Origin of the sequence: Adlercreutzia wanghongyangiae (assembly GCF_035989245.1) — a bacterium.
GTDB lineage: Bacteria > Actinomycetota > Coriobacteriia > Coriobacteriales > Eggerthellaceae > Adlercreutzia > Adlercreutzia wanghongyangiae.
On sequence record NZ_JAYMFF010000002.1, the window covers coordinates 55395 to 76705 of the forward strand.

Below are 21311 nucleotides of genomic sequence, written 5' to 3' on the forward strand. Positions count from 1 at the left end.
ACTGAGCAGAACCATCACTATGGACGTCACGTCGCGCCGGAGAAGGCCGGCGCAGGAGAAAGGATCGAAAGGAGCGGGATGAACGTTTCAAGAAGAGATCTGCTGAAGGGCAGCGCCGTGCTGGGGGCCGGCTTGGCCGCCACGGCCGGATTGTCGGTGCTGCCAGGCTGCGCGCCCGCCGCGGGCTCGTCGGACAAGGCAGGCGACAGCGCGCTGGCGAACAGCGGCGCGGGCAACCCGAACGACCACTACCAGACAGGCATCGATTGGCTGGGAACGCCTCCCGAAATCAGCGACGACGAGGTTACCGCAACTTTTGATGGCGACATCATCGTATGCGGCGGCGGCAACTCCGGCATTCAGGCCGCCCTGGCCGCAGCCGAAGGCGGCGCGAAGGTTCATGTGCTGGAGTCTTCGGCCGAGGAATTCCGCCGCGTCAAGGGTCGCGACGTGGGTCACGTGAACTCGCAGTGGCTGATCAACCAGGGGTTCGGCCCCTATGACGAGGGCGCGATCGTGAACGAGTTCATGCTGCGCTGCGGCGGCCGCAACAACGCCGAGATCGTCAAGCGCTACGTCTACAACTCGGGCGAGACCTTCGATCACATGATCAGCCTGGTCTCGTGGCCCGACGAGCGCATCAAGCCCGTGAACCGCTCGAGCCAGGAGATCAGCCCCATCGACCCCAGCGCCATGTACGTGCCCCAGGCCGCCGGTGCGCTGGACGGCCCGGTGGAGTACCCCGTCAGCCAGGGCGGCTTCAAGACGTGGGCCTCCACAGCCTCCGCCGTGGGCGAGATCAGCCACATGTTCGGCGATGAGTCGGGCATCGGGGAAAACGACTACTCCCGTTGGGACGAGATCCAGCAGTTCTCCATCCTGAAGGGGCAGGACCTGGGCGCCGAATGGCACTACGAGCAGCGCGCCCGCTGCCTCATCACCGACGACTCCGGAGCCGTGGTGGGCGTGTATGCGGAAAACGCCGACGGCACCTACACCCGCTACAACGCAGCCACCGGCGTTATCCTGTGCACCGGCGACTTCGGCGCCGATGTGAACATGGCCTGGGCTCTGCTGGCCGAGCATTCCGAACTGGCCGCTCGCGCGGGCAAAAGCCCGGAGGATCTGCGCCCCGAAAGTTTCTGCGAGGGCGAAGGACACAAGATGGCCTGCTGGCTGGGTGCCCAAATCGAGCCGCTGCCGCGCCCCGTCATGACCTACTACTGGACCGGCGCGCCCTGGGGCACCGTTCCCTATCTGTGGCTGAACAGCGAAGGCAAGCGCTTCATGAACGAGGCGGCCGTCTCCAATGCGTGGGCCACTGGCATTCGACAGCCCGTGGGCCCGACCTGCACCATCTCGGACAGCAAGTGGTTCGACGTGCTGAAGCGCGGCGGCATCGAGCTGGGATCTCCCAATGCGGGACGCCCCGACTACGTGCTGGAGATGAAGGAAGATGTCGACAACGTGCCGGTGGGCGACCCCAACGGAGCCCGCTGTCGCGACAGCGTGGAATGCGAGCGCGCGCCACATATCGTCTATAAGGCCGACACCATCGAGGAACTGCTGGGCTTCATGGGCTTTTCGGACGAGGCGATCAAGGAGGCCACGGCATCGGTCGAGCGCTACAACGAGCTCTGCTATCAGGGTCACGATGCCGACTTCGACAAGGACGACAAGTTCATGTCGCCCATCGACGAGCCGCCCTACATTGGCGCGTTCTTCGAGAACGAGCGCTGGAAGGGCATTGGACTTGTGTGCCTCACCGGCTTGATCACCGACAGCCATCTGCAGGTGCTCGACGGCGACGGCAAGAAGATCCCGGGCCTCTGGGCGGCGGGCAACTGCCTCGGCGGCCGCTACGGCACCGGGTATGTGACCCCCATCGCGGGCAATTCCATCGGCATGGCCATCACTCACGGCCGCGTCGCCGGCAAGGTGGCCACGGGCCAAGAGGTGCGTTAGCCCCCGCATCCACTTTCGCGCCGGCACGGTTCCCTCCCCCGTTGCCAGTGCATACCCTCCCAACGAGGGGAGTTGCGTCATGCAGCTCCCCTCGCCCCTTTTCAGGGGAATATCCCCGATCTGCGAATTCCTCCGCAACCCCCGGTCGCTTCGACTATAATAGGAACGTTCGCTTGAGCAACGTCGGCGAACTCGTGTACTGGCTTTAGGAAAGGAACACCGTGAAGGTTCGAAAATCGAAACCTCACAGTATGTAAGCTTCCGGCCTCTTCCTTTGTGGCAGCGGTCGGGAGAAACGACTGCTGTGCGCTCGTATGCGCAGGTTGACCACGGGGATTAGCATCCTCGACCTGCTGGGTTCCCGCCCGGCCCCAACCTCCGGATACGCGCGCCCCCAACCACGGAGGAACATTCATGCTCTACCTGTCCCAAATGATCGGGGAACCGGTGGTGGATGCCACCGGCGAGCGCCTCGGCACCATATCCGACCTGGCCATTTCCACCGGCGAGGTTTTCCCGCGCATCACGAGCCTGGCCTTCCAGGGCCCCGGGCGCGTGCCCTTCATGATCTCGTGGCGCAAGTACGTGGACACCTTCGACGACGACGGCATCACGCTGTCGGTGGACGCCCACGACATCCGCTTCAGCTACTTGCAGCCCGACGAGGTGCTGCTGGCCCGCGACCTGATGGACCGTCAGATCGTGGACACCCAGGGGCTCAAGGTCGTGCGCGTGAACGACCTGAAGCTGTCGCAATCGGGCACGCAACTGCGCCTGCTCGGCGCCGAGGTGGGCGTGCGCGGCATCCTGCGCGGGCTGCACCCCCTGCTCGAGAAAGCCGTGGTGAATGTGGCGAAGCTGTTCCACAAGAAAGTGGACGAGCAGCTGATCGCTTGGAACTACATGGACCTTCTGGACCGCGACCTGTCCGAGGTGCAACTGTCGGTGACCCACCGTCGCCTAGACGAGCTGCACCCTGCCGACGTGGCCGACATCTTGGAGCAGCTGGACCCCCAGCAGCGCGCCAGCGTGTTCGAGCACTTGGACGACGCGCGGGCCACCGAGGCTATCTCCGAGATGGAAGACGAGTACCAGGCCGAGTTCATCGACGATTTGGACGATGCGCGGGCCGCCGAGCTCATCGGCAACATGGACCCGGATGACGCGGCCGACATCGTGCGCGACCTTCCCTACGAGAAGGCCGAGACACTTTTGCGCCTCATGGGCGTAGAGGATGCTGCCGAGATTCGCCGTCTTCTGGGCTACAAGGACGGCACCGCCGGCGGCATGATGACCACCCAGTTTGTGGCCGTGCCGAGAACGGCCACCGTGGGTGACACCATCGAGGTGCTGCGCGCCCTGCCCGAGGACCACCCCACCGTGCACTACGTGTACGTCACCGACGAGTACGGCAAGCTTCTGGGCGTGAACTCCCTGCGCACGCTAGTGCTGTTCAACGCCGACCGCCTCATGGGCGACATCATGTACGATGACATCATCAGCTGCCTGCCTTCCGAGGAAGAGGAGGACGTGGCCGCCGACATCTTCAAATACGACATTCCCGCCATGCCCGTGGTGGACGAGCACGGCACCCTGCTGGGCATCGTGACCACCGACGACGCCTGGGACGCCATCGAGGACGACGTAGCGGGCGACAAAACCCGCATGAGCGTACTGTCGGTGGCGGGCATCGTGGTGGCGTCGCTGCTGGGCCTGTTTCTGTACTCGCTCATCCTGCTGCAGCTGGCCGGTTCACTGCACATCGGCGGCTTGCACTACTAGGCCGGTGATCCTGTGAACGCGAAGAAAACCTCCCTCACCGCCGACGAGCGCGACCGCGCCCGGGCCGCCTCGGAGCTGGCCGATACCGGGATCCCCGCCGGGGACCAGGTAGGGCCTGCGGCCTCGAAGGGACCGAACAAGCTGCTGCTGGTGCTGGCGGCCATGGGGCCGGGCATCATCACCGCCATGGCTGGCAACGACGCCGGCGGCATTTCCACCTATTCTACCGCCGGCGCGAACTTCGGCTTCGGCACCTTGTGGGTCATCCCTATTATGTGCGTGCTGCTGATTATCGTGGAAACCACCGCCGGTCGCATGGGCGCCGTTACGGGCAAGGGCTTCGCCGCCCTCATTCGCGAGCGATTCGGCATCCGGTTGGCGGCCTTCGCCATGCTGGCACTGCTGGTGGGTAATGTGGCCACCACGTTCTCGGAGTTCGCGGGCATCGCCAGCGGCATGGAGATGTTCGGGGTGTCGAAGTACATCTCGGTGCCTGTAGCTGCCCTGGCCGTGTGGCTTTTGGTGGTGGGCGGCTCCTACAAGCGCGTGCAAAACGTGTTTCTGGCCCTGTCGTTCGTGTTCCTCACCTACGTGGTGGCGGCGTTTCTGGCCCAACCGAACTGGGCCGAGGCCGCCCACGACACCGTGGTGCCCACCTTCGTGGGCGACGTGAGCTTCATCTCGCTGGTCATCGCCATGATCGGCACCACCATCGCGCCTTGGATGATGTTCTTTACCCAGAGCAACGTGGTGGAGAAGGGCCTCACCACCAAGGATCTGTTCTCCCAGCGAGTGGATGCCGTGTCGGGCACCATCGCCGCCTGCGTTGTGGCCTGGTTCATCATCGTCACCACCGGGGCGGTGCTGTTCCCCGCCGGCATCACCATCGACTCGGCGGCCGACGCTGCTACGGCGCTCGCGCCCTTCGCGGGCCCCTATGCCGAGGCGCTGTTCGCCGTGGGGCTCATCGCCGCGTCGTTTCTGGCAGCCTGCGTGCTGCCGCTGACCACGGCCTTCGTCATCTGCGAGGCTTTCGGCTGGGAAGCGGGCGTGTCGTTCAAGTGGCGCGAGGCACCCACGTTCAAGTCCATCTTCACGTTCGTCATCGCGTTCTCGGCCATCGTGGTGCTGCTGCCCGATGTGAACCTGCTGGGCATGATGCTCACGGCCCAGTTCGTGAACGGCGTGATTCTGCCCATCCTACTGGCGTTCATGGCCATCATCTCGGCCGACAAGCGCATCATGGGCGACCATCGCTCGGGGCGCATTTCGAAGGTACTGCTGTGGGCCACCGTGGGCATGGTGGCGGCGCTGACGGCGGTGTTGCTGGTGATGCAGGTGCTGGGCCTGGCCTAAAGGGTCGCACTCCGCGAATGCCGCGGGCGGGCTGAAGCAGCAGCATGCCCGACATGTCCACGGAGTTGATCGCCCCTGCCCGGCGCCGTGGGCGGCCTGGCACCGCGGGCGGGCTGAAGCCCGCCCCTACGAGGGCGAGCCGCACGTTCAGGAGTCGCACGTTCACGTGGGAACCGCTTCGTAGGGGCGGCCTTCAGGCCGCCCGCAACAGAGACGCGATCGCTGGCGGGGAAGCCGCCACCTCTTCCCCACCAGCACCGTACCGCCATTTCAGGTGCCGAATTCAACGCCGCGGCAACGTATACGAATCGGCCCGCTCATCGTTTGGTACAACCCTTGTATTAGGACTTCGCCCGTCGTTACACTGCAAGTGTCGGATGGCAAAACAGACCGCCTCCGGCACACCTGAAGGGTGACGCGCACCGGCGGTACGTCGGATGCGGCCGTCAGTGCGGCGCACGCTGCAACCCGCAGGTGTTGGCAAGATAGGAGGCTGCAGTGCAACTGAAAGCATCAACAGATTATGGACTGCGCGCCGTTCTGTACCTGGCCGCGCAGGAGCAAACCTGCTCATCGAAAGATATCGCTCAGGACATGTCGATTCCCCGCGACTATCTGATTCAGCTGGCCCAGCTTCTGCGCAACGCCGGCATCATCGAGGCGCGCCCGGGCAAGCACGGTGGATACCGGCTGGCAAAGAGTCCCTCCGACATCACGCTGCTGCAAGTGGTGAACGCCCTTGACGACGACGCCAAGGACACCACCCGCGCGCGGCGCAAGGACCGGGCCGGCGCGCCCATGGTCCAGGGTATCAAAAAGGCCTACGACCTGGTTCTAGATGGCTACGACGCCTACTTCGACAGCATCACCCTGGCCATGTTGCTCGACTGCTCGCGCGACGAGAAGATGGGCAAGGAATTCCTGGCCGGTCGCCTGATCGCCGAAAGCCAGCGCCTGCTGGCCGAGGCCGCCGCTGCCGCCTAAGCGCCCCGGCAAACGCAGTTCCGCCCACTCCACCAGAAAGGCCCCGACGATCGGGGCCTTTCTGCTTCGCTCCACAAGAACAGCGTAGGGGCGGGCTTCAGCCCGTCCTCCACAAGATCAACCTTCCCGATCGGAGGGGCGGGCTTCAGCCCGTCCTCCACAAGATCAACCTTCCCGATCGGAGGGGCGGGCTTCAGCCCGTCCTCCACAAGATCAACCTTCCCGATCGGAGGGGCGGGCTTCAGCCCGTCCTCCACAAGATCAACCTTCCCGATCGGAGGGGCGGGCTTCAGCCCGCCCTCCACAAGATCAACCTTCCCGATCGTAGGGGCGGGCTTCAGCCCGCCCTCCCCGCAAGAAAGCATTCCCCGCTGAGAGGGACGGCTGAAGCCGTCCCCTACGAATTCAATGCCTAAAACCGTCCCCTGCGAATTCAACGCGCGTCCGCAATTCACAGGCAAGAACACGCAGCTCGCGGACCGGCCTACGCCTTCTTCTTCCCTGCTTCCAGCTTGACCAGCACCAGCACGGCCACCACGATGAGCACCACGCCGAGCGCCAGGGAAATCCACGGAGTCTTGGTGAAGCCCGCAATGATATAGCCCACGAAGCACACGACCATGACCAGCGTGGCATAGGGAATCTGCGTAGCCACATGGCGCAGGTGGTTGCACTTCGCGCCCGCCGACGACAGAATGGTGGTGTCCGAGATGGGCGAGATGTGGTCGCCGTACACCGCGCCGGCCAGCGCCGAGCCCACGGCCACCAGGAACAGCGGATCGTCAGCCGCAAACACGCCGATGATGATGGGCAGGATAAGCGCGATAGTGCCCCAGCTGGTGCCCATGGCGAAGCCGATGAACGCCGCCACCAGGAAGATAACCGCCGGCAGCAGATCGAGCCCCACGCCCAGGCCGTTCAGGAAGCCCGACACGAACTCGCCCGTGCCCAGCAGATAGCGGCAGCAGCCGCCGAGCGACCAGGCCAGCACCAGAATCATGATGGCGCCGATCATCGATCGCACACCTTCGGACATAGCCTCCACGAAGCCGCCGAGGTTCATGAGCTTGCGCGGCAGGAACATGGCCGCCGCCACGACGAGCGCCACCACAGCGCCGATGCACAGGCCCATAACCGGGTTCTCGCCCACGGCAGTGGCGAAGTCGACCCCGCTGAAGAAGCCGCCCACATACATCATGCCCAAAATGGAGAACACGATAAGCACCAGGATGGGCACAATGAGATCCCACACCGTACCGCGCTCGGAGATGTTCAGGCCCTTGTATTCCTCGATGGCACCCGCTGCAGCATCGTCGATGTCGCCCTCTTCGGTGACCACCGTGGGAATGTTGGGCGCTCCCTCCAGGTCGACCTGGGCCTTATCGGCAATGCGCGCGAGGGACACGGCCTCAAGCGCCGAGCCCTCGGCGGGAATGCGCCCGTCCATCTCGGCCTGGGCTGCCGCCATGGGTCCGAAGTCCTTCTGCAGGAACAGCATGAAGAACACGAAGAAGATGGTGAGCAACGCGTAGAAGTTGTAGGGGATGGAGGCCACGAAGGTGTTGAAGCCGTCCTCGCCCATGTAACCGCCCACGGCCACCGCCCACGAGGACACCGGCGCGATGATGCACACCGGAGCTGCCGTGGAGTCGATGATCCAGGCCAGCTTCTCGTGACTCACCTTGAATTTGTCCGTCACAGGACGCATGACCGCGCCCACGGTAAGGCAGTTGAAGTAGTCATCCACGAAGATGATGATGCCCAGAAGCGCCGTCAGGATAGAAGCGGCACGAGCGTTCTTCACGTGGGTGGTCACCCATTCCGCATAGGCGCGGGAGCCGCCCGCCGTAGCGATAACCACGGTGAGCGCCCCCAAAAGCGCAAGGAACAGCAGCAGCGCCCCGTTCCCGGCTATTTGCTCGGCCATCATCTGGGGCACCATGGTGAACGAGGCCACCAATTGCTCGCCGCCGGCGCCGTTCAGCGTGAACTGGTAAATGATCATACCCACGAACACGCCAATGGTCAGCGACGAGTACACCTCCTTCGTAATGAGGGCCAGCACCAGTGCCAAAATCGGCGGCACGATAGACCACAGGCCCGTGGCGATAAGATCGAAACCTTCCATGATTCTCCTTCCGTTCGCGCCCTCCCCTGTGGGGCAACCGAACGCTCGGACTACAGATGGGCATAAGTATACCCAAGTTGGTCATGAAATCCCGCGCAATCGCCTACGACTTCCTGCCTTACACGTCGGCGGCAGCTCCCGCAGCGGCGCTTTCCAGCATCTCCTGCTCCACTTCGCGATCGTACTCGCGGTCGATGGCGCTTTCCGGCGTGGGCGGCTTTATCTGGAAGGGCACCGCCGGCGTGAACAGACTGACCACCGGCACGATCACAAGCGAGATGATCATGCACAGCGCGCCGCAGTTGATGGGGCTGGCAATAAGCGGCGTACCGCCCAGAAGCCCCAGACCCATATTCACAGCCGTCAGCCCCACGCCCACGGCGAACGAGCACCACACGGCCGCCTTCGAAATGCGGCCGGAATACAGCCCCCACAGGAAGGGGCCGAGGAACGAGCCGGCCAGAGCGCCCCACGAGTAGCCCATCAGCTGGGCGATGAACACAATGCTGGAATGATACTGGAACAGCGCGATGATGGCCGAGATGGCGATGAACACCACCAGCAGCCCGCGCATCCACGCCAGCTGCTTCTTCTCGGACATGTTCTTCACCACATTGCCCTTGATGAGGTCGATGGTCAGCGTGGACGACGACGTGAGCACCAGCGAGCTGAGCGTCGACATAGAGGCCGACAGCACCAGCACGATCACCAGGCCAATGAGCAGGTCGGGCAGCGTCGACAGCATAGTGGGAATAATGGAGTCGTACACCGGCGTGCCGTTGGCGGCGTACTCGATCTGCCCCTCGTACAGGCGCCCAAAGCCGCCCAGGAAATAGGAGCCGCCCGCCACCACGAAAGCGAAGATGGTGGAGATGATGGCGCCTTGCTTGATGGCCGGACCCGTTTTAATGGCGTAGAACTTCTGCACCATCTGCGGCAGGCCCCAGGTACCGAGCGACGTGAGAATAACCACGCCGATGAGGTTGAACAAGTCGGGCCCGAAGAAGCTGACGAAGGGTCCCTGCATGGCGCTACCGTCGGCGGGAATCTGCGACAGCGACACAATGGCCTCGGAGAAGCCGCCGTTGTTGATGATAACGGCCACGATAACCGCAATGATGCCGAGCAGCATCACGATGCCCTGGATGAAGTCGTTCATCACCGTGGCCATGTAACCGCCGAGCACCACGTACAGGCAGGTAACCACCGCCATGCCGATCACGCAGGCATCGTAGGGCAGGGCGAAGGCCATGCCAAACAGGCGCGACAGGCCGTTGTACACGCTGGCGGTGTACGGAATGAGGAACACGAAGATGATGGCCGCCGCAGCGATACGCAGAGCCCGGGAATCGTAGCGCTTCCCAAAGAACTCGGGCATGGTGGAAGCCTTCAAGCGATGGGTGATCTCGCGCGTGCGAGGACCCAAGATCCACCAGGCGAGCAAACTGCCCAGAATGGCATTACCGATGCCGGCCCACGTGGCGGAAATGCCGTACTTGAAGCCGAACTGGCCCGCATAGCCCACGAACACCACCGCCGAGAAGTAGCTGGTGCCGTAGGCGAAGGCGCTCATCCACGGGCCCACGTTGCGCCCGCCCAGGATGAATCCGTCAACCGTACCGGCATGGCGACGGCAGTAGATGCCCACCGCCACGGCCACGGCCACAAAGGCCACGACGAGGAGAATTTTCGCGATCATAGCTCTTTCCTTCTTTCAATCGTGCGAATACAGCGGCGCTTGCGTTCCCCAACTCAAACGCCCTCGGCCCCCTTCGGAAACCGATGCCTCAGGCGCACACGACTTTTCGCCGGCGGCTACAAAAAAATAGCCACGGGCGAAAACCCGTGTGCTATTGGTATCGGAACTCGAATTGTGGGGAGACATCGCGCAGAGACTGCTGGGCCAAGTGCTGGCTGGCCACAGCGCGGGCGGCCTCGGCGATACACTGGGCGGCCTTGTGCGCGCTCATAAGGGCGCACGCCACCGCGCCGCACGACTGCTGCGCGATGTGCTGGCTGGCCACGGCGAGCGCCGCGGCGTCCATGCCGCTTTTATGTCCCTGAACGAATGTCATGGCCGACACTTTAGCACATTAAAGAGAGCTTGTGGGTTATCTTTTTGAAAGAGGCTGCGGGAAACTCAAGCGCGCGTTTTTTGGCTTGGAAATCGAGGTTTTGTTACCTGTCGAGGCGCCACAGGCAACAAACGCGCAGTTTCCAAGCCAATTTGAGCCTCTGAAGGATCAATCGAGCTTTCAGGCGTAACAAAGTCGGGTGTTTCAAGCCAAAGCAGGCGCCTTCAGGCTAGGATGGATGCCAGCGCCTCCAAATACGCCGCTGGCTGCTCAAGGTGCACGTTGTGGCCAGCCTCGGGAACAACGGACGCGGGGAGATCGGCTTGCCAGACGCGCTCGGCCAAGGCAGCGTACTTCTCGTCGCGCGCGCCGGCGAGATAGAGCGCGGAAACACCTCGCTCGCCAAGAGTCTGCAGCGCAACGAGTGTATCGGCCTCGATGGCCTGGTGCTGGGCGCCCCACGCTTCCAAGCTGCGGGCCAGCTCATCCGCCGTATGAACCATACGCTCGGCGCGCACGGCAGCGCGCATTTCCGCGGGCAAGGTTCGCTGGCTCGCGAACAGGGGCAGCGTCTCCCACCAATCCATGAAGGCCCCCACGCCCCCGTGACGCAAACGAGCCGCCCAATCCCGATTGCGCCGGGCCAGAACAGCGCGGCCAGCCTCATCCGCGGGGCCGAGGCCGGCACCCTCCAGCAGCACGGCGGCCAAGGGCAGGCCGGGGTGACGCACCAGGGTCTCGGCCACAATGCGACCGCCCATGGAATAGCCCACCAGCACCGGCGCGCCTTCGACAGCAGCCACGAGTTGCACGATGGCAGCCACCCGATCGCACACTGCGGCAAGCGATGCCAAGGAGCCGCAAGACGTCCCCTCGGGCATCGTTCCGAGCGAAGGCTCCCCCTCAAGCACGGGCGCGACCCCGGACGCAAACGCCGTCGCAAGTGCGGGCGCGATCCCAGACGCAGGTGCACCCCCAGGCGCACCTAGCTCGCCCACCGCCGGCTCGCCCCAAGTCGCACTCGAACCCATCAGGCCCGCACCGTACAAATCGAGCGCGTAAGTGTGATGGCCCGTTTCCTGCAAGGCGCGCGCCACCGTATTCCACGACCGCGGCGTTTGGGCGAACCCATGCAGAAGCACAAACGCAGCCATGTTAGGCCTGGTAGGGGGCGTAACGGTCTTTCACCCCACGCAAGGGCAGCTGCACCTCGATGAGGCTGAGGCCAGGGTGCCCCAGAAAGCCCGCGTAGGCTTCGCGAAACGCGGCCACCGTGGACACGCGAACCGACGGCACCATGAACGCATCGGCAGCAGCCTGGAAGTCGACGTCCTGGGGGGCCAGGAACAACCGCTCGAAGTAGGGGTCGTCGGAAGCCTGGGGCAGCATGTCGAAGATGGCGCCGCCATTGTTGTTCAGCAGCACCACAACCACCGACGGGGCGTCCACATCGCCAGCCAAGGCAGCCGCCATTGCGCCCCCCTCCCCATCATCCGCGGGCGCACTCGGACGGCCGTGCACCTTCAGCATCTCCCGCTGCAAGGCCAGTGCGCTCAGATCGTGCAGCAGGGTGAAGTCGCCGGTGAGAAACGTGGTCTGGGCGAAATGCTGGGCAGCCCCGATGGCCGTAGAGGTAACGCCGTCGATGCCGTTCTGACCGCGATTGGCCATCACAGCGATGGGCTTGCCGTCTTTCAGGTAGAACGTATCCAGGGCGCGAATGGCCATGGAATTGGCCGAGAACAGGCACGATCCCTCGGGAATGATCTCCAGCAGCGCGCGCACGAAAGCGCCCTCCACAGGCAGCGGCTCAAGAGTTGCCGCAGGGACCGACGCCACATCCGCCGCAGTTGGCGCAGCCTGCGGCATGCCGTCTACCAGCGGCAGCGTCACCGTGTCGCCGGCCAAGGGCGCACCGGCGGAAAACGCCGGGGCGACGCCGGCCTGCTCCACCGCCAAAATGCGCAGTCGAGCCTCGTCGTTTGCCGCCACCCACGCCTCGGCGAAGGCACGCTGCACCTTGCGACCCTCGCCGTGCCAGGGACTGCGCACGAAACCGAGGGGAGTGGTGCCCACGAACACGTCGGTGGACACGTTGAAGTCGCGGGTTTCCGCCACGTCCACCACGATGGACAGCGGGCGCACCTTCTCCAGGAAGGCCGCCGTGCTCTTCGATACCGGATAGCGCCCGAAACGAATGACCACCTCGGGGCGCGGGCAGCCGCCATGACGACACAGGTTGTCGTAGTTGTCGATGACCAGCGCATCGTCGATGGAACGCAGCCCCGACAACGGATCGGCCAGCAGCGGGAACGACCAGCGGCGCGCCCAGGCCACCAGCTCTTCAGCCTCGGCCAGGGTCTCGCAGGCGCCCTCTCCCACCAGCACCAATGTCGGGCGCTTGCGCAGAGCCTCTTCCAAGGCTGCCACGCTGGCATCCGACAACGTACCCGTCGGTCCCACGAGCGGTCCCAGAGCCGATCGCAGCGCGACCGTTTCCGGTTCGCCGGCATCGTCTTTGCGGCGTCCCGCCGGCAGAGAACGCGCGCCCACCGTAAAGCAATCGCGCGCGCCGTGGAAGGCTGCCTGAATGTCGGCACCTCCGAAGTCGGGCTTCAAGGGCGCCTCCAGGGGAAAGTTCAGGTGCACGGGGCCGGCGAAGTGCATGGAAGCCCGCGAGGCCACCTGCAAGGCGGAATCGTAGTTGGCCAGCGCGGCGAAATCTTCCAAACCCGTGCGCGGACCAGCCGGCGAGCCGGAAGCCGGCCCCGCCGACATCGTGGCCGAAGGACCCAGGGCCGCCAGCACAGCCTCGCGCGCTGCCTGGCGCACGAAGGCGATGTCGCGATCGCGGCCCCCGGGCAGCGGCATGGCGCGGAAGGCGCGCACGTGGTCACCATAGGCTTTCAGCTGATCGGTGGTCTGCGGCGCCCCCAACCCCTGCAGCTGGGGCGGCCGGTCGCCCGACAGCACAATGAGCGGCACCCGCGATGTTTCCGCCTCGATGACCGCCGGATAGTAATTCGCCAACGCCGTGCCCGACGTGCACACCAGCGCCGCCGGACGTCCGCTTGCCTTCGCCAGGCCCAGGGCGAGAAAGCCCGCACCGCGCTCGTCGATGTCCACGAACAGCCGCAAATCGCGCGGACGGCGGCACGACAGCTCGAACGCCGCCATGGCCAGCGCCGTGGAGCGCGACCCGGGACTGACCACAACGTCGCGCACGCCCCAGCGCACAAGCTCGTCGAAAAACGCCGCCACGAACAGGGCGGTATCGGTCTGATGGGTGGTGGTCATAGAGTTCCTTCCGCATGAGGTTCCGCACCATGATACCGCTCTTCACGCGCCGATACAGCGGCCCCGCATTTTCACCGCATCAAACAACGGACGCGCCGTTTTAGTGGCGGAAAATGCCGCGAGCAGTAATGCGAAAGCCCCAGGCCGCGAGGCGCATGCTGCCAGGGGCCTAGGCGCCGAAGGCCGACAGGATGGTGCGCAGCTTCAGGTTGATCTCCTCATATTCGGCCGTGGCGTCGCTGCCAGCCACAATACCGCAGCCCGCATACACCCAGCCGCTCTCGCCGTCGAAGACGCCGGTACGCAGGGCCACCGAGAACTCGCCGTCGCCATCGCCATCGACGAAGCCACAGGCCCCGGCGAAGAAACCGCGGTTGTAGGGCTCGATGACCCGCAGGAGCATCTTCGCCTCCCCTACCGGCGTGCCAGCCACCGCCGGCGTGGGATGTAGGTCCTCCATGAGGTCGGCCAGCGTAATGCCGGCGAGCACCCGGGCACGGGCCGGCGTGAACAGATGCTGCACGTGAGAGAGCGTCATGATCTGGGGCGTAGTGGGAACGTCTACGTTGTAGCAGACGCGGTCGAGCACGCCGCGAATAAGCTGCACCACGTAATCGTGCTCGGCGCGGTTCTTGCCGTCGTCCATGAGCTCGTCGGCAAGCGCCGCTGATTCCTCGGGCGTGGCACCCACCGGACACGTGCCGGCCAGGCACATGGATTCCACGGCACCGCCCTGCTTGCGCACCAAAAGCTCAGGCGTGCAGCCGCAGAAAAACACGTCGGCATAGCGGTACAGAAGCACGGTGCCGCGCGCATCGCCGTCGATGAGGTTCACCAGCAAATCCTTGGAAGAGAAGGGGCGCTCGGCCACCAGACGTTGACGCCGCGAGAGCACCACCTTCTGCACGCGCCCGGCGTCGATGGCATCCAGGGCCGCCTCCATTTCCGCATCCCACGCCGCGCGGGAATCGGGCTGCAGTGTGAAGGGAATGGTCTCGGAGGCGCGCGCAGGGGCCGCGGCCACCATACGCTGGAAGCGGGCCACACGACCCGGATACACCGGACCCAGCGAGTTCACCTGGAGGAAGCGGCCGCGCTCGTTCTCGATGAGCACGATTTCCGGCAGCATGAAACGCAGGTGCGGAAACGACGCCATCAGTTCGTCGGCGGGAGCCGGGTTGGTGGCGTCAAAGCGATTGAACGAGAAGAACACCGGCGGCTGCTCGTCGGCCGGCATGTGCCCCTCGGTAGCGCCCGCGGCCGTCCCGCAGGCCCCACCGGCGACATCGCCACAAGCCGGCACGCCGCCCGCCGCCTCACCCGCAGCCACCTCGCGAAGGGGACTGCCCTCACCGCACTCGTATTCCACATCGCGCAGGCTGGGCAGGGCAATGCAACGGCCGAGACCCATGTAGCGGCAGGCGCGGGCTTTGTCGTAGTACACGAACTGATCGGTGAACCCCTTCTGAAGCCAGCAGAATGCATCCACCAAATCGGCCTCAATGGGCACGTTGCACGTATAGATTCGGGTCATGACCGCCTCGCTCGCGTCGCTTACTATCGCGGGAAGCATTCTACCACCCGCACCATCCGCGCGCGGATGGTGGTCGCTTCATATCGACCGCAACGCGCGTGGGCGGCCCAGTCGCATCTCGTCGGCACTTCCGCGTTCGGCATCGCCCAAAACGGGAGCGCCCGTCGCGGAACCGGACGCTCTCGCATGGGTATGATGCCCGATCGCGACGGCACGCTACATCAGTGCCTTGCCGGCGTCCCAGGCGCCGCCCATTTCCTCGCCGACCACCCGGTAGATACGGCGCGTGGAATCGTACACGATCGGACGCATGCGAGCGAAGTCGACGCGGCCTTCCTCGTCGAGCACAGACTCGTCGACGCGGGTATTCACCACCTCGCCGATGAACCGCTTCTCGCCGCCCCAATCCTGCACGTCGCGCACGACGCATTCCATGGTCAGCGGAAACTCCTCGATCACCGGCGCGTCCACGTGAGCCGAGGGAACAAACGTCAGCCCCGACGTCTCGGCCTTGTTCACCGTACGCCCGGTGGCCATGCCGAAGTAGTCGGCCTCCACCACATGGGCCGCATCAGCCGGTGCCACGGTGAAGGCGCCCTTGGCCAGGATGTTCTCGGTGGTCTTGTGGTCGCCGATGTTGATGGCTATCTCGTGGCGCGTGCACGCACCGGCCCAAGCCACGTTCATGGCGTTGGGCACGCCCGCCTCGTCGTAGCTGGCCACGATGAACACTGATTGCGGGAAGAGCTCGCTGGCAACACCCAGATCCTTCTTCATGTTCGCTTCCTTTCGACAGCACTTGCTTTTCTGCTCGCTTCGAGTATCGTATAGCGTCGAAGCAATTTCTAGTACTGGTTTATTTGCCAGGTACTATCCCAAAAGAAAGTGAAACGATGGGAAATCTTCCAATTGCCGAGGCCGACTTCGCCCAAACGGGATACAGCTACACGCTTTCCCTCATCCAGGGAAAGCATAAGATGGTGATCCTCTACTGCCTGATGGAATACGAGCCCGTGCGCTTCAACGAAATGCGCCGCTACCTGGGACGCATCTCGGACAAGACGCTCTCGGTGAACCTGAAGGAGCTGGAACGCGACGGCCTCGTCCGCCGCACCGAGTACCCGCAGATTCCTCCGAAAGTGGAGTACTCGCTGACCGATCTGGGCGCGTCTCTCATGGAAGTGCTCGACCAAATGTGCACCTGGGGCGAGGCCCACCGCCCCCGCTAGACGCTACCGCTCGGCTCTCACAAGAAGGCGGGGAAGTTAACGCCTCCCCGCCCTCTTCCTTGTCTTTCGAGATACGGCCTCGCCTCTGCGAGCACCAGGCTACCGGCTAGATCTGGTACATCGCCTGGAAGACGTCCTCGCGCTGAATGAGCACCTGCATGCCCAGCTCGTCGCCGGTAGCGGTCAGGCGCTCCTGCACGGTGTTGAAGTCGGCGCGGGCAGGCTCCAGGGTGACCATCATGGTCATGGAGAACATGCGGCCCTCGCCGAGAATGGTCTGGGAGATGTCGTCGATGTTGGCGCCGCAGTCGGCCAGCACGGTGGCGATGGCGGCAACCACGCCGGAGCGGTCCTTGCCGAGAACGGAGATAACGCACTTCATGGGCAACCTTCTTTCTGTCGTACGGGCTGTCGAAAGATCCTTCGACTCGCTTCGCTCGCTCAGGATGACACGGGCGGGGACCTTGCGCTCGCTCAGGATGATGCAGGCTGATCGGGCTCTAATGGCGGAAGATCAGGGACAAGGCCTCGGCGCGGGCGTCGGCGTCGGTCTCGAAGCAGCCGCGCACGGCGCGCGTGGTGGTCTTCGCGCCGGGCTTCTTCACGCCGCGCATGCTCATGCACAAGTGCTCGGCCTCCAGCACCACGATGACACCAGCCGGATGCAGCGCCTCCACCAGCGTGTCGGCGATCTGGCCGGTCAGGCGCTCCTGCACCTGCGGGCGCTTCGCGAAGCCGTCCACGAGGCGCGCCAGCTTCGAGATGCCGCAGATGCGGCCGTCCTCGCCAGGAATGTAGGCCACGTGCGCGCGCCCGAAGAACGGCGCCAGATGATGCTCGCACATGCTGTAGAACGGGATATCGCCCACCAGCACGATCTCGCTGTGACCCTCGTCGAAGGTCACGTCGAAGTGCCGCGACGGATCTTCTTCCAAGCCTCCCAGCACTTCCTCGTACATGCGGGCCACGCGCGCGGGCGTTTCCAGCAGACCCTCGCGGTTGGGGTCTTCCCCGATACCTTCCAAAATCAGGCGGACGCCTGCTTCGATCTTCGATGTATCCACGGTTGTCGTTACTCCTTGCAAACGGTTGGCGTCATGTTATCACGACGTCACCGACCCACGGCGCCCGAGCGCGATAATAGCAAGATCAAAGGCTGTTCGCGAGAAGGGATCGACCATGAAGAACCTCTTGGCCGAATTCAAGGAATTCATCAACCGCGGGAACGTCATCGACATGGCCGTCGGCATTATCATCGGCGCCGCGTTCACCGCCATCGTCACGTCGCTGACCGACAACATCATCAACCCGTTCATCAAGCTCATCACCGGCGGCAACGGCACCGACGTGGCCGGCCTCACCATCCCCGTGCCCGGCACCGAGAACGGCATCGACTTCGGGGCATTCATCAGCGCCATCATCAATTTCCTCATTGTGGCGTGGGTGGTGTTCCTCATGGTGAAGGCCTTCAACAAGATGAAGGATGCCGGTGCCAAGAAGCTCGTGCGCCGCAACGGCAAGAACGAGGAGATCATCGAGCACGCTCCCACGTGCCCCTTCTGCCTGGAGGAGATCAACGTGGGCGCCACCCGCTGCCCCCACTGCACCGCCGAGCTTCCGGCTCCGGCCGAGATGACCGTGGAAGTGGTGGAGAAGTAGCACCCATTCGCTTCACCGGCAATTTCTGCTTGGAAAACGACGGGTAGCGTAGTCGTGCTGCCCGTTTTTCTTCTTTCGGAAAAAATGCGACCTGGGAAAACGCCGGGTTGTCGCAAGAATTCTGCTTTGAAAACTACGCTACCCGTCGTTTTCAAAGCAGATGAGCAAACTTACTTGTGGTACGGCTCGCCGCGGGAGATTTTGAAGGCGCGGTAGATCTGCTCGAGCAGCACCACTCGGGCCAGATTGTGCGGCAGGGTGATGGGGCCGAACGAAAACGCCTCGTCGGCCCGGGCGCGCACGGCATCGCTTACGCCATCGGAGCCGCCGATGACGAAGACGAGCTCGCTCTCGCCGCGCAGGGCCAGCTCGTCCATATGGCGCGAGAAGCCCTCGCTCGATCGCTGCTTTCCCTCGATGTCCATGAGGATGACCCGCGCGCCCTCGGGCACCGCGGCCAGAATGCCCGTGCCCTCGCGCTCGCGCGCCGCGTCCACCCCGCCGGCACGCGCCGGATCCACATCGGAAATCTCAGCCACCGATACCTTCGCATAGGGCCGCAGCCGCTTCAGGTACTCATCGCAGGCCGCAGCCCAGAACTTCTCCTTCAGCTTGCCCACGGCCACAATGGTTATCTTCAACACGATGGACTCCTTTCCGAGCGACCTTCTGCGGGGGTGGTGCTTGCGCCGCCCTCGGTCGCGGATGACACCGTTGCCGAAAGCGGGGGCAGGCTGAAGCCTGCCCCTACGGGATTGGCCCGCAAAATGGGATTGACCGACGGAACAGGCCTAGCCGATCTCCACATCGAGACCGACAGGGCAGTGATCGGAACCTTCCACGTCGTCGTAGATGCTCGCGGCCACCACGGCATCGCGCAGCGCGTCGCTTACGAGGAAGTAGTCGATGCGCCACCCCGCGTTCGTGGACCGCGCGCGGAACCGATAGCTCCACCAGCTGTAGCGCCCTGTCTCGTCGGGATGCAGCAGGCGGAACGTGTCGGTGAAACCAGCATCAAGAAGGTCGGTGAACTTTCCGCGCTCCTCGTCGGAGAAGCCCGAGGCACCGCGGTTGGGTCCCGGGTTCTTCAGGTCGATCTCCTGATGCGCCACGTTGAAGTCGCCGCACATCACCACGGGCTTGGGCTCGCTCACCTCGCCGCTCGGCAGGATGCCGGCCTCAAGTCCCTTGCAGAAGTCGCGGAAGGCGTCGTCCCATTCCATACGGTGGTCGATGCGCGCCAGCTCGTTCTGGGAATTCGGCGTGTACACGTTCACGAACCAGAACTGCGGGAACTCGCAGGCCACGATGCGTCCCTCGGTATCCAGATACTCGTTGCCCAGCCCATGCAGCACGCGCATCGGCTCCTCGCGGGTGAACACCGCCGTGCCCGAGTAGCCCTTCTTCTCGGCAGCGCTCCAATACTGGTGGTAGCCCGGCAAGTCCAGCTCCACCTGGCCCACCTGGCATTTGGTTTCCTGAATGGCGAAGATGTCGGCGTCGAAGGCGTCGAACACTTCCAGGAAGTTCTTCTTCAGCACGGCGCGAATGCCGTTCACATTCCACGAAACAAATCGCATGGGACTCCTTTACTGCAAAAGGCCCCGGACTATCCGAGGCCTTTCATAATGCTCGAACGGAGCAGGCGGCACAAAGCTACTCCCAGTCGGAACCGATGAGGATGAGGAAGTCGCCCTCGTACATATACTGGCCGTCCTTGTTCTGCACAGCGCGGCCGCAGCCCAGGGCATCCACCAGCTCCTCGGCGTACACGCGTTGGTCAGCGGTATCAAACACCACCACCGTCTCGTCGTAGCTGAAGCTGTTGGCGTTGCTGGCGTCGGCGGTATAGCCCAAAGGCTCGATACGCTCCAGCGCTTCGGCGCCGCACCCGTTGATGCCGTTACCGTTCTTGATGGTCACCTTGCCCGTGCGCGTTTCCGAGAACGTCTTGCCCGTGCCGGTACCGCTGGCCGTCTGCACGCCCGTCTCGTCGTCGCCCGCCGCGCCCGAACCGTCACCGGCGCTGGCCAGCACGGTGCCGTTCAGCTCATCCACCTCGTCTTCTTCAGTAGGAGGCAGACCCTGCTTCACGCGGTTCATCATGGTGTTCCACGCCGTTTTGTCCAGCTTCTCGTACCACGTGTCGTTGCGGTATTCGCTCTCGGTGGGTTCCATGGCCGAATAGATGTCCTTGGAAGGATCGATGTCCTTCAGCGAATTGGCCAAGGCAAGAATGTCGCCGATCTTGAAATCGGTGGTGATGTACTGCGACAGCGCCTCGATGGTGCTGGCCATGGTGGCCACATCCGACGACAGAATCTTCTTGGCGATGGCCGCCAGCACCAAACGCTGGTTGGCGGCGCGATAGCGGTCGCCGTCGCCGTACTGATCGTAGGCGTGGCGGGCGCGGCACAAAATGAGCGCCTGGTCGCCGTTCAGGGTCTGAAGGCCCGCGTCCACATGGCCGCCAGCCATGTCGTCGTTGATCTCCATGGGCACGTCCACTTCCACGCCGCCCAGGGCATCCACGGCAGCTTTGAAGCCGTCGAAGTTGATCTCGGCGTAATGGGAAATGGGCACACCAGCCATCTGGGACACCGCGCGAATGGCGCCGGCCGGGCCGTTGATCGCATAGGAGGCGTTCAGCTTCTGAGTGCCGTAGCCGTCGATCTCGATCTCGGTGTCGCGATGCAGCGACACCATGGTGACCTTCTTGTTCTCAGGGTCGACGCGCGTGAGAATCATGGAATCGGAGCGGAAGTTGTCGCCGGCGTACTCCTCGGAATCGGAACGCTCGGCCGAGCCGTCGGTGCCCATGAGCAGCATGTAGAACGTGCCCCCGTCGTAGGCGGCAGCGGGCTCGAGCGAGTCCAGGGTCTCCTGGGAAATGTCGTCGTTCAGCTGCGACTCGATCTGGCTGATGTAGGCGAAGGCCATGCCCACGCCGCCCATAACCACGGCCAGCACCACGGCCAGCACGCCGAGGGCCACGCGGCGACGGCGCTTGCGACGACGATCGTAGGCGTAGTCGCTTCCCGCGGCGCTGCGCGAATAGGGGTTCATCTCGCCTGCCGAAAGCAGCGGCGTGTCGCTCGGTTGCTTGCCCATGAGAGCCGGCTGGGTGTTCACCGGCTGGGAGTGACGGGGCTGACGGGGAGCCGACACCGGTTGGGAGTGACGGGGGTTGCCCTTGCCCACCGGCTGGGAGGCATGCTTACCGCGCTGGGCGCGGGGATTGTTCGTTCCTGATGGTTCGGCCATCGTGTGCGGTCTCGCTTTCGTTTGACATCATGCTATGG

20 protein-coding genes are annotated in these 21311 nt (G+C 64.0%); 7 read left to right on the top strand and 13 right to left on the bottom strand.

The features are described 5' to 3' along the window. Positions 1-78: 78 nt before the first annotated feature. From VIN30_RS00510 to VIN30_RS00525, 4 genes are all read left to right on the top strand, one after another. On the top strand, positions 79-1965 hold the full coding sequence (locus VIN30_RS00510; RefSeq protein WP_338208404.1) for an FAD-binding protein: 1887 nt from the start codon (positions 79-81) through the stop codon (positions 1963-1965). A 414-nt stretch (positions 1966-2379) separates the two neighbouring features. Continuing rightward, positions 2380-3747 carry a magnesium transporter gene (locus VIN30_RS00515; protein WP_338208406.1) on the top strand — a complete coding sequence of 456 codons (1368 nt, stop codon included), beginning with the start codon at positions 2380-2382 and terminating at the stop codon, positions 3745-3747. Positions 3748-3822: 75 nt separating this feature from the next. Further along, entirely contained in the window at positions 3823-5103 is a 1281-nt protein-coding gene (locus VIN30_RS00520) for an NRAMP family divalent metal transporter (RefSeq protein WP_420915309.1), read from the top strand. 498 nt (positions 5104-5601) lie between these two features. Then, a complete protein-coding gene (locus VIN30_RS00525) occupies positions 5602-6087 on the top strand; it encodes an Rrf2 family transcriptional regulator (protein WP_326425719.1) in 486 nt (161 codons plus the stop codon). Here VIN30_RS00525 and VIN30_RS00530 read toward each other — a convergent pair. From VIN30_RS00530 to VIN30_RS00545, 4 genes are all read right to left on the bottom strand, one after another. Further along, positions 6084-6392 (bottom strand): hypothetical protein, encoded by a 309-nt coding sequence (locus VIN30_RS00530; RefSeq protein WP_338208410.1) that lies wholly within the window; start codon positions 6390-6392, stop codon positions 6084-6086. The genes VIN30_RS00525 and VIN30_RS00530 overlap by 4 nt on opposite strands. Positions 6393-6571: 179 nt before the next feature. Then, positions 6572-8215: a Na+/H+ antiporter NhaC family protein gene (locus VIN30_RS00535; RefSeq protein WP_326425716.1), complete on the bottom strand. Its 1644-nt coding sequence runs from the start codon at positions 8213-8215 to the stop codon at positions 6572-6574. Positions 8216-8333: 118 nt separating this feature from the next. Further along, on the bottom strand, positions 8334-9914 hold the full coding sequence (locus VIN30_RS00540; RefSeq protein ID WP_338208412.1) for a sodium:solute symporter family protein: 1581 nt from the start codon (positions 9912-9914) through the stop codon (positions 8334-8336). 151 nt (positions 9915-10065) lie between these two features. Further along, positions 10066-10290 (bottom strand): hypothetical protein, encoded by a 225-nt coding sequence (locus VIN30_RS00545; RefSeq protein WP_326425711.1) that lies wholly within the window; start codon positions 10288-10290, stop codon positions 10066-10068. A 31-nt stretch (positions 10291-10321) separates the two neighbouring features. Here VIN30_RS00545 and VIN30_RS00550 point away from each other — a divergent pair, with 31 nt between their 5' ends. After that, positions 10322-10480 carry a hypothetical protein gene (locus tag VIN30_RS00550; RefSeq protein ID WP_338208414.1) on the top strand — a complete coding sequence of 53 codons (159 nt, stop codon included), beginning with the start codon at positions 10322-10324 and terminating at the stop codon, positions 10478-10480. A 34-nt stretch (positions 10481-10514) separates the two neighbouring features. On the opposite strand, the gene VIN30_RS00555 is transcribed toward VIN30_RS00550, so the two are convergent. The 4 genes from VIN30_RS00555 to VIN30_RS00570 all read right to left on the bottom strand — a co-directional run bounded on the left by VIN30_RS00555 (position 10515) and on the right by VIN30_RS00570 (position 15898). Further along, entirely contained in the window at positions 10515-11444 is a 930-nt protein-coding gene (locus VIN30_RS00555) for an alpha/beta fold hydrolase (RefSeq protein WP_338208416.1), read from the bottom strand. A gap of 1 nt (position 11445) precedes the next feature. Beyond that, complete coding sequence (gene menD / locus VIN30_RS00560) at positions 11446-13587, bottom strand: 2-succinyl-5-enolpyruvyl-6-hydroxy-3-cyclohexene-1-carboxylate synthase (protein ID WP_338208418.1); 2142 nt, start codon at positions 13585-13587, stop codon at positions 11446-11448. A gap of 169 nt (positions 13588-13756) precedes the next feature. Continuing rightward, the gene (locus VIN30_RS00565; RefSeq protein ID WP_338208420.1) at positions 13757-15121 is read right to left on the bottom strand and encodes an isochorismate synthase; all 1365 of its coding nucleotides are present in this window, start codon (positions 15119-15121) and stop codon (positions 13757-13759) included. 216 nt (positions 15122-15337) lie between these two features. Further along, positions 15338-15898, bottom strand: coding sequence for a flavin reductase family protein (locus VIN30_RS00570; RefSeq protein WP_338208422.1), 561 nt, complete (start codon positions 15896-15898; stop codon positions 15338-15340). Between the two features lie 116 nt (positions 15899-16014). Here VIN30_RS00570 and VIN30_RS00575 point away from each other — a divergent pair, with 116 nt between their 5' ends. Continuing rightward, entirely contained in the window at positions 16015-16350 is a 336-nt protein-coding gene (locus VIN30_RS00575; RefSeq protein WP_326425702.1) for a winged helix-turn-helix transcriptional regulator, read from the top strand. A 106-nt stretch (positions 16351-16456) separates the two neighbouring features. Here VIN30_RS00575 and VIN30_RS00580 read toward each other — a convergent pair whose 3' ends face one another. Then, positions 16457-16732, bottom strand: a complete 276-nt coding sequence (locus tag VIN30_RS00580) for an ACT domain-containing protein (RefSeq protein WP_326425701.1) — start codon at positions 16730-16732, stop codon at positions 16457-16459. 118 nt (positions 16733-16850) lie between these two features. Then, entirely contained in the window at positions 16851-17414 is a 564-nt protein-coding gene (gene folE, locus VIN30_RS00585) for a GTP cyclohydrolase I FolE (RefSeq protein WP_326425699.1), read from the bottom strand. A 115-nt stretch (positions 17415-17529) separates the two neighbouring features. On the opposite strand from folE, the gene mscL reads away from it, so the two are divergent. Then, positions 17530-18009 carry a large conductance mechanosensitive channel protein MscL gene (gene mscL, locus VIN30_RS00590; protein ID WP_338208426.1) on the top strand — a complete coding sequence of 160 codons (480 nt, stop codon included), beginning with the start codon at positions 17530-17532 and terminating at the stop codon, positions 18007-18009. 170 nt (positions 18010-18179) lie between these two features. On the opposite strand, the gene rlmH is transcribed toward mscL, so the two are convergent. From rlmH to VIN30_RS00605, 3 genes are all read right to left on the bottom strand, one after another. Continuing rightward, entirely contained in the window at positions 18180-18650 is a 471-nt protein-coding gene (gene rlmH, locus VIN30_RS00595) for a 23S rRNA (pseudouridine(1915)-N(3))-methyltransferase RlmH (protein ID WP_338209082.1), read from the bottom strand. A 150-nt stretch (positions 18651-18800) separates the two neighbouring features. Further along, a complete protein-coding gene (locus tag VIN30_RS00600) occupies positions 18801-19589 on the bottom strand; it encodes an exodeoxyribonuclease III (protein ID WP_338208428.1) in 789 nt (262 codons plus the stop codon). A gap of 76 nt (positions 19590-19665) precedes the next feature. After that, on the bottom strand, positions 19666-21273 hold the full coding sequence (locus tag VIN30_RS00605; RefSeq protein WP_326425692.1) for an LCP family protein: 1608 nt from the start codon (positions 21271-21273) through the stop codon (positions 19666-19668). Between the last annotated feature and the right edge of the window lie 38 nt (positions 21274-21311).

Excerpts from the sequence above, each read along its gene's own strand:
- VIN30_RS00510 (WP_338208404.1), top strand. The coding sequence starts at position 79 with ATGAACGTTTCAAGAAGAGATCTGCTGAAGGGCAGCGCCGTGCTGGGG.
- VIN30_RS00515 (WP_338208406.1), top strand. The coding sequence starts at position 2,380 with ATGCTCTACCTGTCCCAAATGATCGGGGAACCGGTGGTGGATGCCACC.
- VIN30_RS00535 (WP_326425716.1), bottom strand. The coding sequence starts at position 8,215 with ATGGAAGGTTTCGATCTTATCGCCACGGGCCTGTGGTCTATCGTGCCG.
- VIN30_RS00540 (WP_338208412.1), bottom strand. The coding sequence starts at position 9,914 with ATGATCGCGAAAATTCTCCTCGTCGTGGCCTTTGTGGCCGTGGCCGTG.
- VIN30_RS00545 (WP_326425711.1), bottom strand. The coding sequence starts at position 10,290 with ATGACATTCGTTCAGGGACATAAAAGCGGCATGGACGCCGCGGCGCTC.
- VIN30_RS00555 (WP_338208416.1), bottom strand. The coding sequence starts at position 11,444 with ATGGCTGCGTTTGTGCTTCTGCATGGGTTCGCCCAAACGCCGCGGTCG.
- menD (WP_338208418.1), bottom strand. The coding sequence starts at position 13,587 with ATGACCACCACCCATCAGACCGATACCGCCCTGTTCGTGGCGGCGTTT.
- VIN30_RS00565 (WP_338208420.1), bottom strand. The coding sequence starts at position 15,121 with ATGACCCGAATCTATACGTGCAACGTGCCCATTGAGGCCGATTTGGTG.
- VIN30_RS00570 (WP_338208422.1), bottom strand. The coding sequence starts at position 15,898 with ATGAAGAAGGATCTGGGTGTTGCCAGCGAGCTCTTCCCGCAATCAGTG.
- VIN30_RS00575 (WP_326425702.1), top strand. The coding sequence starts at position 16,015 with ATGGGAAATCTTCCAATTGCCGAGGCCGACTTCGCCCAAACGGGATAC.
- VIN30_RS00580 (WP_326425701.1), bottom strand. The coding sequence starts at position 16,732 with ATGAAGTGCGTTATCTCCGTTCTCGGCAAGGACCGCTCCGGCGTGGTT.
- mscL (WP_338208426.1), top strand. The coding sequence starts at position 17,530 with ATGAAGAACCTCTTGGCCGAATTCAAGGAATTCATCAACCGCGGGAAC.
- VIN30_RS00600 (WP_338208428.1), bottom strand. The coding sequence starts at position 19,589 with ATGCGATTTGTTTCGTGGAATGTGAACGGCATTCGCGCCGTGCTGAAG.
- VIN30_RS00605 (WP_326425692.1), bottom strand. The coding sequence starts at position 21,273 with ATGGCCGAACCATCAGGAACGAACAATCCCCGCGCCCAGCGCGGTAAG.